We start from the raw sequence: 12,043 nt of genomic DNA, 5'->3' as shown, positions 1-12,043 counted from the left end.
GGTCCGTCACGGTGCCGCCGCGTCGATCGCCTTCACGATCCGCTTGTCGGAGACGGGGTACGCCGTGCCCAGCGCGTGGGCGAAATAGCTGACCCGGAGTTCCTCGATCATCCAGCGGATGTCCAGGACCTGCTGGGGAACCGGCCGGCCCGCCGGCAACTGCTCCAGCAGCCAGGCGTACTCGTCCTGCATCTCGTGCACCTTCTCCATGCGCGCGGTGTCCCGTTGCACGCCGGTCGGCATCTGCTGCAGTCTCCGGTCCGCCGCCACCAGGTAGCGCATGAGGTCGGGCAGTCGGCGCAGCCCCGCCCAGGTCACGAAGCCGGGCTTCACCAGGGCGTCCAGCTGTCCCCGCACGTCCGCCAGGTTCGCGAGCAGCACGGGGCTGCGCACGCCCTTCAGGCGGCGCTCGCAGGCCTGCCAGGCCGCGAGGACCTGGTGCACCTGGGCGACCGCCCGCACGGTCGTGTCGACGATCTCCGCGCGCACCTTCTCGTACAGCTTGCGGTACGACTCCTCGTCCCAGGCGGGGCCGCCGAAGTCGGCGATCAGCCGGTCCGCCGCCGCCATCGCGCAGTCGTCGAACAGCGCCTGGACGGAGCCGTGCGGATTCGCGGACATCGCGAGCTTTTGAACGTTCGTCAACTTTTCGGATGCGAACTTTGCCGGGTTGACCGGGATGGACCGCAGGATCAGCCGGCGGGTGCCCTTCCACATGGCCTCGGCCTGTTCCGCCTCCGTGTCGAAGAGGCGTACGGAGACGGTGTTCGCCGTCGGCCCGTCGTCGACGAGTGCCGGGTACGCCTTGACCGGCTGGCCGGCGCGGCGGGTCTCGAAGACGCGGGTGAGGGTGCCGATCGTCCAGTCCGTCAGGCCCGAGCGTTCCAGGGACTCGCCGCCCTGCCGTTCGGCGGTGGCCGCTGCCGCCTGGGAGATGGCCTGCCTGGCCTTCGGCTTCAGCCGCAGCTTCAGGGACTCCAGGTCCTTGTCCTCGGCCAGCTTGCGGCGCCGCTCGTCGACGATCCGGAAGGTGATCTTCAGGTGGTCGGGGAGTCTCGACCAGTCGAAGTCGTCGGCCTCGAAGGGGACGCCGACCATCCGTTTGAGCTCTCGGGCCATGGCAGCCGTCAGCGGCTCCTGCAACGGGACGGCCTGGTCCAGGAAACGCTTCGCGAAGTTCGGGGCGGGCACGTAGTTGCGCCGGATCGGCTTGGGGAGGGAACGGATCAGCTCCGTGACGACCTCCTCCCGCAGCCCGGGGATCTGCCAGTCGAAGCCCTCGTCCGTGACCTGGTTGAGCACCTGGAGCGGGATGTGGACGGTCACGCCGTCCGCGTCCGCGCCCGGCTCGAACTGGTACGTGACACGGAACTTCAGCGGGCCCTGCCGCCAGGAGTCCGGATAGTCGGCCTTGGTGACCGCCTCCGCCGACTCCCGGATGAGCATCTCCCGCTCGAAGTCGAGGAGGTCGGGCCGCTCGTGCCGTGCGTGCTTCCACCACGAGTCGAAGTGAGCCCCCGACACGACGTGTTCGGGCACCCGCTGGTCGTAGAAGTCGAACAGCGTCTCGTCGTCGACCACGATGTCCCGGCGCCGCGCGCGGTGCTCCAGCTCCTCGACCTCGCTGAGGAGCCGGCGGTTGTCGGAGAAGAACTTGTGGTGCGTGCGCCAGTCGCCCTCGACGAGCGCGTTGCGGATGAACAGGTCGCGGGAGGTCTCCGGGTCGATCCGGCCGTAGTTGACCTTGCGCTGGGCGATGATCGGGACGCCGTACAGCGTGACCTTCTCGTCCGCCATCACGGCCGCCTGGTCCTTCTCCCAGCGCGGCTCGCTGTACGTCCGCTTCAGCAGATGCCCGGCGAGCGGCTCGACCCACTCCGGCTCGATCCTCGCGTTGACGCGGGCCCACAGCCGGCTCGTCTCCACCAGCTCGGCGGACATCACGAACCGGGGCTGCTTCTTGAAGAGGGCAGACCCCGGGAAGATCGCGAACTTGGCGCTGCGCGCGCCCAGGTACTCGTTCTTGGTGCCGTCCTTCACATCCTTCATGCCGATGTGCGACAGCAGACCGGCGAGGAGGGAGACGTGGACGCTCTGCTCGGGCGCGTCCTCCTCGTTCAGGTGGATGCCCATCTGCTTGGCGACCGTGCGCAGCTGCGTATAGATGTCCTGCCACTCACGGATGCGCAGGAAGTTCAGGTACTCCTGCTTGCACATCCGCCGGAAGGAGGAGGAGCCCCGCTCCTTCTGCTGCTCGCGGACGTACCGCCACAGGTTGAGGTAGGCGAGGAAATCGCTCGTCTCGTCCTTGAAGCGGGCGTGCTGCTGGTCGGCCTGCGTCTGCTTGTCGGCGGGGCGCTCACGCGGGTCCTGGATGGACAGCGCGGCGGCTATGACCATGACCTCGCGGACGCAGCCGTTCTTGTCGGCCTCCAGGACCATACGGGCGAGCCGCGGGTCGACCGGCAGCTGGGCCAGCTTGCGGCCGGTCTCGGTGAGCCGCTTGCGCGGGTCCTTCTCGGCGGGGTCCAGCGCGTTCAGCTCCTGGAGCAGCTGGACGCCGTCCCGGATGTTGCGGTGGTCCGGCGGGTCGATGAACGGGAACTTCTCGATGTCGCCGAGGCCGGCCGCGGTCATCTGCAGGATGACGCTCGCCAGGTTGGTGCGCAGGATCTCCGCGTCCGTGAACTCCGGGCGGGCGACGAAGTCGTCCTCGTCGTACAGCCGGATGCAGATGCCGTCGCTGGTGCGGCCGCAGCGGCCCTTGCGCTGGTTGGCGCTGGCCTGCGAGATCGGCTCGATGGGCAGCCGCTGGACCTTGGTGCGGTGGCTGTAGCGGCTGATGCGGGCGAAGCCGGGGTCGATGACGTACTTGATGCCCGGGACGGTCAGGGACGTCTCGGCCACGTTCGTCGCCAGCACGATCCTGCGGCCCGTGTGCTGCTGGAAGACCCGGTGCTGCTCGGCGTGCGAGAGCCGGGCGTAGAGGGGCAGCACCTCCGTGAACCTGAACTTCTTCTTCTCCAGCGCGTCGGCCGTGTCGCGGATCTCCCGCTCGCCGGAGAGGAAGACGAGGATGTCGCCCTGTCCCTCGGCCTGGAGCTCCTCGACGGCGTCGCAGATGGCGGTGATCTGGTCGCGGTCGGAGTCCTCGGAGTCCTCCTCGAGGAGCGGCCGGTAGCGGACCTCGACCGGGTACGTGCGCCCGCTGACCTCGACGATGGGTGCGTCGCCGAAGTGCCGGGAGAAGCGCTCCGGGTCGATGGTGGCGGAGGTGATGACGACCTTGAGGTCCGGCCGCCGGGGGAGCAGCTGGGCGAGATAGCCCAGCAGGAAGTCGATGTTGAGGGACCGCTCGTGGGCCTCGTCGATGATGATCGTGTCGTAGGCGCGCAGCTCGCGGTCGGTCTGGATCTCCGCGAGGAGGATGCCGTCCGTCATCAGCTTCACGAAGGTGGCGTCCGGGTTCACCTGGTCGGTGAACCTCACCTTCCACCCGACGGCCTCGCCGAGCGGGGTCCGCAGCTCCTCCGCGACGCGCTCGGCCACGGTGCGGGCGGCGATACGACGGGGCTGTGTGTGCCCGATCATGCCGCGGACGCCACGCCCCAGCTCGAGACAGATCTTGGGAATCTGCGTGGTCTTGCCGGAGCCGGTCTCACCGGCGACGATGACGACCTGATGATCGCGGATGGCGGCCGCGATCTCGTCCTTCTTCTGACTGACCGGGAGCTGCTCGGGGTACGACACGGCCGGCACGCGGCCGCGTCGCAGGGCCGCCCGTTCCTCGACCCGGGCGACCTCCGCCCCGATCTCGGCGAGGACGGCGGCACGGGCCTCCGGCTTGCGGATCCTGCGCGCGCCTTCGAGCCTGCGCCCGAGCCGGTGCGCATCGCGCAGGGACAGCTCGGTCAGGCGGGAGGCGAGGCCGCTGAAACCATCGGCGGCGGGAGTGCCCGGAACGGAGGCGCCGGGGGCGGGGTGCGTAGACATACGCGGTCCAGGATCTCATCCCGGCCGAAAAAGCGGCGAGCGCTTTTGGGCGGGCCCGCCCGGCGCAGCCCGCCTTGCGCCCCCGTCCGGTGCACCCGGCCTGGCGCACTATGACGAAAACCCCCTCCGGAGCCCGGAGAGGGTTTTTCGTTCTGGTGGCTGGGGCCGGGGTCGAACCGGCGACCTATCGCTTTTCAGGCGATCGCTCGTACCAACTGAGCTACCCAGCCACGAGGTTTCACGTGAAACCTCAGCGGTCCTGACGGGATTTGAACCCGCGGCCTCCACCTTGACAGGGTGGCGAGCACTCCAAACTGCTCCACAGGACCAAGCTGTTGCGTACGACAGTGTCGCACACGGTGTTGCGTGCCCCCAACGGGATTCGAACCCGTGCTACCGCCTTGAAAGGGCGGCGTCCTAGGCCGCTAGACGATGAGGGCTATCGGCCCGCCTGGGCGCTTCTCAGCGCGTCGGGGACGTCATGAGCATATGGGATGCCGGGGGGTATCGCCAAAACGGTTTACGGGGCCTTCCGGGAGGCGGTCCCGGAGGGGGTCGGGGAGGGGGTAGCGGAGGGCGGGGCGGACGGGCGCGAAGCGGGGCTCGGGGCCGGGCCGGAAGGCGAGCCGGGGGACGGGCTGGAGGCTGAGCCGGGGGACGGGCTGGGGGAGCTGGGGGAGGGTGCGGCGCCCGGCTGGTTCTCCTTCGGGAGGTGGCGGCTCACCTCGGCCGTCGTCAGGCCCAGACCGCCGAGCTTGATCTCGTCCCAGGCCTGTAGGCGGCGGGTGCCGCGGTCGAAGTAGAGGATCGACGCCTCGATCGGGTCGGGGTACTTGCCCTCCACGGCCCGCAGCCCGCTGCCGCCGGTAGACCCCTCGACGCGCAGCCGGGTGCCTTTCCTCATGACCTCCGTCTGCTCGTGGTGGAGGTGGCCGGACAGGACGAGGGGCACCTCGCCGTCGGTGCTGCGGGCGGCCGAGGGCTCGTGGACCACGGCCACGTCGGCCGGGACGCCGGCCGCCCGCTGCGCGCGCAGGGCCTCGGCCAGCCGTGCGCCCGCCACCTCCTGCGACACGACGGCGCCCGGCGCGGTCGAGCGGTCGGGGGTGAACTGCGGGTCGCCGATGCCGGCGAACCGCAGTCCGGCGACGCTGACCGCGCGGCCGCCGTCGAGGACGTGCACGTTCTTCATCCGCTCGAGGTAGCGCTGGGTGACGAGGGAGTCGTGGTTGCCCCTGACCCACACGTACGGCGCGCCCAGCGTGGCGATGGGGTCCAGAAAGCCGTTCTCGGCCGCGCTGCCGTGGTCCATGGTGTCGCCGGAGTCGACGATGACGTCGACCTTGTACTGCTCCACCAGCGAGCTGATGATCTTCCAGCTCGCTGGGTTGAGATGGATGTCGGAGACGTGCAGGACGCGCACGGTGGTCGGGTCCGGCGCGTAGACGGGCAGCGTGGAGGTCACGTCGTAGAGCTTGGTGACGTTGGTGACCAGGCGGGCGAGTTCCTGCTGGTAGACGTCGAACTCGGTGACGATGCTGCGCGCGTTGCCGACGAGCGACGGCGCGGAGGAGAGCAGGCCGGAGAACCGGGGCTCCAGCACCGACTTGGGGTTCCAGGTGGCGTAGGCGGTGGCGCCCGAAGCGGCCAGCAAGGCGAGCGCCAGGCCGCCGGCGGCGAGGGCGCGGCGCGGCCGGCGGTAGACCGCGAGGCCGAGCGTGACGGCGCCGGAGACGACGGCGACGCAGGAGCGGAGCGCGAGGTCGAGGGTGCCGTGCTCGACGTCCCGGGCGACCTCGTCCTGGAGACCGGAGAGACGTTCGGGATGGTCGACCAGGGCCTGGGAGCGGGCGGGGTCGAGCTGGTCGACGTTCACGTCGAGGCGGACCGGCGCGTTGTGGCTGTCCAGGCTGAGCGCGCCCAGCGGGGAGACGTTGATCTTCGTCCCTCCGCTGAAGGAGGGGCGCAGAGTCATCGTGGTGTCCATGGGGCCGACGGGGACGCGGACGTTCCCGACGATCAGCAGCCCGAGCCAGGCGCCGACGAGGACGACGGCGGTCAGGCCGAAGGCGCGCAGCCACGGCCGTGGGGCGGCGGCGAGTTCGGGGACGGTGTTCCGGCGCCGTGCGGGCTCGAGGCGTCGCCGGACTGCGGCGGGGAGGACTGCGGTGGGGAGGCGGACACGGACCATTGGTGGCGTATGCCCCGGTCCGGGCGCGGATATGCGGGCCGTTCGCACGCTCCCCCCGGAGGCGGCGTGCCCGACAATGGGCCTGTGCTGGAGATGACGCGCGAGGAGTTCGAGGAACTGGTGGCCGAGGCGCTGGACCGGATTCCGCCGGAGCTGACGCGGTTGATGGACAACGTCGCGGTGTTCGTCGAGGACGAACCGCCGGCGGACGATCCCGAGCTGCTCGGGCTTTACGAGGGGACCCCGCTGACCGATCGCGGCGAGTGGTACGCCGGGGTCCTGCCGGACCGCATCACGATCTACCGGGGGCCGACGCTGCGGATGTGCGAGACCCGGGCGGACGTAGTCGCGGAGACCGAGGTGACGGTGGTGCACGAGATCGCCCACCACTTCGGCATCGACGACGCCCGGCTGCACGCCCTCGGGTACGGCTGAGCCGTCCGGCGCAGGGGCGCGCGACCCGTGCGTGTCCTCTTGTGGGCGGGGGGAGTTGGGCACCGTGACTTCTTTTACGTCTGCCCCGGAGGTGGCCCCGTGCGCCCCTTGTACCTTTCCGTCCGTCTGGCTGCGACGGTCATGACCGTCGCAGCGGCAGCCGGCTGTATGAGCGTGGGGGACGACGACGGCGGCCGGGCGCAGCCCTCGCACTCCGCCGACCGGCGGGGCGGTGAGGCGGGGGGCGGCGACTCGCGGGGCGCGGGCGGCGGGTCCGGCGTGGGCGCGGCGGGCGGCGACGGCAGGCACGGGCACGGGAAGGGCGCCGAGGGGCGGGCGAGCGCTTCGGCGTCCGCGGCGGCCTCGCCGTCGGCGGGCGGGAGCGCCGCGGCTTCGCCCGGGGCGGTCCGGCCCGGACGGAGCGACAGGCCGGGCGTGCCGAAGCCGAGCGGGGCGCAGCCGCCCGCGCCCACCCGGTCCCCGGACCCGGAGCCGTCGGCGCCCACGCCGCAGCCGCCGTCCGCCACGCCGGAGCCGACGATCGCCGAGCCCTCGGAGTCGGCGCACGAGGGCGGCGACGGGACGGCGCCCCAGCTGGTGGACCGGGAGCCCGCCCCGGAGGCCGGTGTGCCGGTCTAGTCGCGGTCCAGCCATGGTCCAGCCGGCCAGGGCCCGGGCCTTCGGCACGGCCGCCGACACCAGCTGGAATCAGCACCGACACCAGCGCCGGCACCAGTGTCGGCACCGTGCTGAGCTGCGGCGATGGCCTCGGTTTGCCTTCCGCGACCGGGGTGCGTATGGTAGTAGATCGTTTGATCCCATTTGCCCGGCGCCACTGCAGAGCGCGCCGTGTGGCGCGTACTCTCCCTTGCCGTGGCTGACCGCATAGAGGCGGTCCTTGCAATGCGAACACGGAGTTGACGGGCGCGTGCCGAAGAGACTCCGGAAGGTTTCGCATTCGCATGTCCATTTCCAGTACTGATCACGCCGTCATGCCCGAGAACGACGGCGCGACGATCGACGAAGCGGCGATCGAGGTCACCGAGGCCGCCGAGGCCTCCGTCGAGACCCCCGAACTCACCTTCGCCGACCTCGGTCTCCCCGAGGGCGTCGTGCGCAAGCTCGCGCAGAACGGCGTGACCAGCCCCTTCCCGATCCAGGCCGCGACCATCCCGGACGCCCTGGCCGGCAAGGACATCCTCGGCCGTGGCCGCACCGGCTCCGGCAAGACCCTCTCCTTCGGTCTGCCGACCCTGGCCACGCTGGCCGGCGGGCACACCGAGAAGCGCAAGCCGCGCGCCGTCATCCTCACGCCGACCCGTGAGCTGGCGATGCAGGTCGCGGACGCGCTGCAGCCCTACGGCGACGTCCTCGGCCTGAAGATGAAGGTCGTCTGCGGCGGTACGTCGATGAGCAACCAGATCTACGCGCTGGAGCGCGGCGTCGACATCCTCGTCGCCACCCCGGGCCGGCTGCGCGACATCATCAACCGCGGCGCCTGCTCCCTCGAGAACGTGCAGATCGCCGTCCTCGACGAGGCCGACCAGATGTCCGACCTGGGCTTCCTGCCCGAGGTCACCGAGCTGCTCGACCAGGTGCCGGCCGGCGGTCAGCGCATGCTGTTCTCCGCCACGATGGAGAACGAGATCTCCACGCTGGTCAAGCGCTACCTGAGCGACCCGGTCACGCACGAGGTCGACAGCGCCCAGGGCAACGTCACGACGATGTCGCACCACATTCTGATCGTGAAGCCCAAGGACAAGGCGCCGGTCACCTCCGCGATCGCCTCGCGCAAGGGCCGCACGATCATCTTCGTCCGCACCCAGCTCGGCGCCGACCGCATCGCCGAGCAGCTGCGCGACGCCGGTGTGCAGGCGGACGCGCTGCACGGCGGCATGACCCAGGGCGCGCGCACCCGCACGCTGGCCGACTTCAAGGACGGTTACGTCAACGCGCTCGTCGCGACCGACGTCGCCGCCCGCGGCATCCACGTGGACGGCATCGACCTGGTCCTGAACGTGGACCCGGCCGGCGACCACAAGGACTACCTGCACCGCGCGGGCCGCACGGCGCGGGCCGGCCGCACCGGCACGGTCGTCTCGCTCTCCCTGCCGCACCAGCGCCGTCAGATCTTCCGTCTGATGGAGGACGCGGGCGTCGACGCGGGGCGTCACATCATCCAGGGCGGCGCCGCCTTCGACCCGGAGGTCGCCGAGATCACCGGCGCCCGGTCGATGACGGAGGTCCAGGCCGAGTCCGCGGGCAACGCGGCGCAGCAGGCCGAGCGCGAGGTCTCGCAGCTCACCAAGGAGCTGGAGCGTGCGCAGCGCCGGGCGAGCGAGCTGCGCGAGGAGGCCGACCGTCTGGTGGCCCGCGCGGCGCGTGAGCGTGGCGAGGACCCGGAGGCGGCCGTCGTCGCGGCCGCCGAGGCGCTCGTGGAGCAGGACGCGGTGGCGGAGGCGCCGGCCGAGGCCGCGGTGCCCGCGGCGGCAGCGGTCGCCGAGCAGCCCGCCGAGCGTCCCGCGTACGAGCAGCCGCGTCAGCGCCGTGACGAGCGGGGCAACTACGAGCGCCGTGACGACCGTCGCGACGACCGTGGCGGCCGTTCCTTCGAGCGTCGCGACAACGACCGTGGCGGCTTCAACCGCGGTGACCGTGGCGGCTTCAACCGCGACGACCGTGGCGGCCGTTCCTTCGAGCGTCGCGACGACCGTCGTGACGACCGCGGTGGCCGTTCCTTCGAGCGTCGGGACGACCGTGGTGGCTTCAACCGCGACCGTGACCGTGACAACAACCGCGGCGACCGCGGCGGCTTCAACCGCGACGACCGTGGCGGCCGTTCCTTCGAGCGCCGTGACGACCGTCCGGCCGGCGGCTTCAACCGCGACCGTCGCGACGACCGCCGTGACGAGCGTCCCTCCGGTGGTTTCCGCCGCGACGACCGTCCCTCGGGCGGCTTCAACCGTGACCGTCGTGATGAGCGTCCCTCCGGCGGCTTCCGCCGCGACGACCGTCAGTCGGGTGGCTTCAACCGCGACCGCCGCGACGAGCGCCCGTCCACCCACCGTGGCAGCGACCGCCCGTTCAACCGCGACCGTCAGGGCGACCGCCCGGGCTTCCGCTCCGGCGGCCACGAGCGTCCGTACGGCCGTCGTGACGACCACCGCGGCACCGCGCCCGGCGCCGGCCGCCGCGACGACAAGCCGCGCTGGAAGCGCAACGGCTGACGCACCCGCTGACGCCGGCTCACCAGAGTGAACGCCGTGGCCCCCACCGACCGACCGGTGGGGGCCACGGCGTTTTCCGCCCAGGAGCCGCAAGGGCACTTTCTGGCCAAGTTGTGACGTGTGTCACCCCCCTGGTGTGGGAATTGCTGGGGGCATGACAGATGACGGCACTGTGGGCGGCAGCTCTCCCGGGAACCTCTCGGACGAAGAGCGGCTGGCCCAGCTCGGCTACACCCAGGTTCTCGCCCGCCGCATGTCGGCGTTCTCCAACTACGCGGTCTCCTTCACGATCATCTCGGTCCTGTCCGGCTGTCTGACGCTGTACCTGTTCGGCATGAACACCGGCGGCCCGGCGGTGATCACCTGGGGCTGGGTGGCCGTCGGCCTGATGACGCTGGTCGTGGGCCTGGCGATGGCGGAGATCTGTTCCGCGTACCCGACGTCGGCCGGCCTGTACTTCTGGGCGCACCGGCTGGCGCCCCCGCGCTCGGCCGCGGCCTGGGCCTGGTTCACCGGCTGGTTCAACGTGCTCGGGCAGGTCGCGGTGACCGCCGGCATCGACTTCGGGGCCGCGTCCTTCCTCGGCGCGTACCTGAACCTCCAGTTCGACTTCGAGGTGACGCCCGGCCGGACGGTCCTGCTCTTCGCCGGGATCCTGGTGCTGCACGGCCTGCTGAACACCTTCGGCGTCCGGATCGTCGCCCTCCTCAACAGCGTGAGCGTGTGGTGGCACGTGCTCGGGGTGGGCGTCATCGTCGGGGCGCTGGCCTTCGTCCCCGACAAGCACCAGTCGACGTCCTTCGTGTTCGGCGAGTTCGTCAACAACACGGGCTGGGGCAGCGGGGTGTACGTCGTCCTGCTCGGCCTGCTGATGGCCCAGTACACCTTCACCGGCTACGACGCCTCCGCCCACATGACGGAGGAGACGCACGACGCGTCGACGGCCGGACCCAAGGGCATCGTGCAGTCCATCTGGACCTCGTGGATCGCCGGCTTCGTCCTTCTGCTCGGCTTCACGTACGCCATCCAGTCCTACGACGCCGCCCTCGCCTCGCCGACCGGCGCGCCGCCCGCCCAGATCCTGCTCGACGCGCTCGGCGCGACCGCCGGCAAGCTGCTGCTGCTCGTCGTCATCGGCGCCCAGTTGTTCTGCGGGATGGCGTCGGTGACCGCCAACAGCCGCATGATCTACGCCTTCTCGCGCGACGGGGCGCTGCCCTTCTCCCACGTCTGGCACACGGTCAGCCCGCGCACCCGCACGCCTGTCGCGGCGGTCTGGCTGGCGGCGGGCGGCGCGCTGGTGCTGGGCCTGCCCTACCTGATCAACGTGACCGCGTACGCGGCCGTGACCTCCATCGCCGTCATCGGCCTCTACATCGCGTACGTCATCCCGACGCTGCTGCGTGTACGCAAGGGCGACGCCTTCGTGCGGGGCCCGTGGCACCTGGGCCGCTGGTCGAAGGCGATCGGGGTGGTGGCGGTCGCATGGGTGGTCGTCATCACCGTCCTGTTCATGCTGCCCCAGGTCTCCCCGGTGACCTGGGAGACGTTCAACTACGCCCCGATCGCCGTCCTGGTCGTCCTGGGCTTCGCGGGCGGCTGGTGGCAGCTCTCGGCGCGCAACTGGTTCCTCAACCCCGAGCACGAGAAGACCCTCGCCAGAGAGGCCGCACGGGCGGGCGCGCCCGCCAAACCGCCTAACCAGTGACAGATCCCGCCCTCTTCGGGTCCACTGTTGCCCGCTTCCGGTCCGCTTCCGGTCCGCTTCCCGACCTTCGACGCGGCCGTGTCCCCGATACCCGATCGGAGACACGGCCGCCTCCCGCTATGCTCGGGGAGGCAGCATCGCCGGGGCCCTTAGCTCAATTGGCAGAGCAGTGGACTTTTAATCCATTGGTTGTGGGTTCGAGTCCCACAGGGCCTACCGGAGGCCAGGGCCACTCTGTGGTTCTGACCAGCGGTTCCGTGGCCCCGACCAGTCCTCCTGGTCGGGGCCACGACATCTGCGGAGTCCGTCTGCCTGATCGGATGTGCCGATTCGGCATGAGCGCGTTCCATTCCGGGGGCCATCGACTCTGGGCCCGCGTCGGGGAGAGAATCCCAGCGCATTCCTCGTTCAGGAGTTCAGCCGCGGCCTTCGGATCCAAGAGGGCCGACCAGGCCTGCTCGGCGGGAAGAACAAGGGGCGGCCGGGGAG

Annotated in this window: 6 protein-coding genes and 4 tRNA genes; 5 read left to right on the top strand and 5 right to left on the bottom strand. The window is 70.8% G+C overall.

What is annotated here, in order from left to right; genetic code table 11:
• Positions 1 to 6: 6 nt before the first annotated feature.
• The 5 genes from hrpA to QA802_RS20075 form a co-directional block, all read right to left on the bottom strand.
• On the bottom strand, positions 7 to 3,993 hold the full coding sequence (gene hrpA, locus QA802_RS20095) for an ATP-dependent RNA helicase HrpA (RefSeq protein ID WP_334524557.1): 3,987 nt from the start codon (positions 3,991 to 3,993) through the stop codon (positions 7 to 9).
• A gap of 153 nt (positions 3,994 to 4,146) precedes the next feature.
• A tRNA-Phe gene (locus tag QA802_RS20090) sits at positions 4,147 to 4,223 on the bottom strand.
• Positions 4,224 to 4,247: 24 nt separating this feature from the next.
• Positions 4,248 to 4,322: transfer RNA gene (locus QA802_RS20085), tRNA-Asp, on the bottom strand.
• Positions 4,323 to 4,360: 38 nt separating this feature from the next.
• Positions 4,361 to 4,433: transfer RNA gene (locus QA802_RS20080), tRNA-Glu, on the bottom strand.
• An 80-nt stretch (positions 4,434 to 4,513) separates the two neighbouring features.
• A complete protein-coding gene (locus QA802_RS20075) occupies positions 4,514 to 6,184 on the bottom strand; it encodes a metallophosphoesterase family protein (RefSeq protein WP_334524554.1) in 1,671 nt (556 codons plus the stop codon).
• Between the two features lie 84 nt (positions 6,185 to 6,268).
• Here QA802_RS20075 and QA802_RS20070 point away from each other — a divergent pair, with 84 nt between their 5' ends.
• The 5 genes from QA802_RS20070 to QA802_RS20050 all read left to right on the top strand — a co-directional run bounded on the left by QA802_RS20070 (position 6,269) and on the right by QA802_RS20050 (position 11,770).
• Positions 6,269 to 6,619 carry a metallopeptidase family protein gene (locus QA802_RS20070; protein ID WP_319172251.1) on the top strand — a complete coding sequence of 117 codons (351 nt, stop codon included), beginning with the start codon at positions 6,269 to 6,271 and terminating at the stop codon, positions 6,617 to 6,619.
• 99 nt (positions 6,620 to 6,718) lie between these two features.
• Entirely contained in the window at positions 6,719 to 7,258 is a 540-nt protein-coding gene (locus QA802_RS20065) for a hypothetical protein (protein ID WP_334524548.1), read from the top strand.
• 323 nt (positions 7,259 to 7,581) lie between these two features.
• Positions 7,582 to 9,846 (top strand): DEAD/DEAH box helicase, encoded by a 2,265-nt coding sequence (locus QA802_RS20060; protein WP_334524547.1) that lies wholly within the window; start codon positions 7,582 to 7,584, stop codon positions 9,844 to 9,846.
• A 154-nt stretch (positions 9,847 to 10,000) separates the two neighbouring features.
• Positions 10,001 to 11,554 carry an amino acid permease gene (locus QA802_RS20055; RefSeq protein WP_334524546.1) on the top strand — a complete coding sequence of 518 codons (1,554 nt, stop codon included), beginning with the start codon at positions 10,001 to 10,003 and terminating at the stop codon, positions 11,552 to 11,554.
• A gap of 143 nt (positions 11,555 to 11,697) precedes the next feature.
• Positions 11,698 to 11,770 (top strand) — tRNA-Lys (locus QA802_RS20050).
• Positions 11,771 to 12,043: the final 273 nt, after the last annotated feature.

This window comes from Streptomyces sp. B21-105, from assembly GCF_036898465.1.
Lineage (GTDB): Bacteria > Actinomycetota > Actinomycetes > Streptomycetales > Streptomycetaceae > Streptomyces.
Note: the sequence above shows the minus strand (reverse complement) of the source record. Positions and strands in the feature narration are given on the sequence as shown.

What these genes read in the sequence shown, in the direction of transcription:
- hrpA (WP_334524557.1), bottom strand. Translation starts at nt 3,993, where the DNA reads ATGTCTACGCACCCCGCCCCCGGCGCCTCCGTTCCGGGCACTCCCGCC.
- QA802_RS20075 (WP_334524554.1), bottom strand. Translation starts at nt 6,184, where the DNA reads ATGGTCCGTGTCCGCCTCCCCACCGCAGTCCTCCCCGCCGCAGTCCGG.
- QA802_RS20060 (WP_334524547.1), top strand. Translation starts at nt 7,582, where the DNA reads ATGTCCATTTCCAGTACTGATCACGCCGTCATGCCCGAGAACGACGGC.
- QA802_RS20055 (WP_334524546.1), top strand. Translation starts at nt 10,001, where the DNA reads ATGACAGATGACGGCACTGTGGGCGGCAGCTCTCCCGGGAACCTCTCG.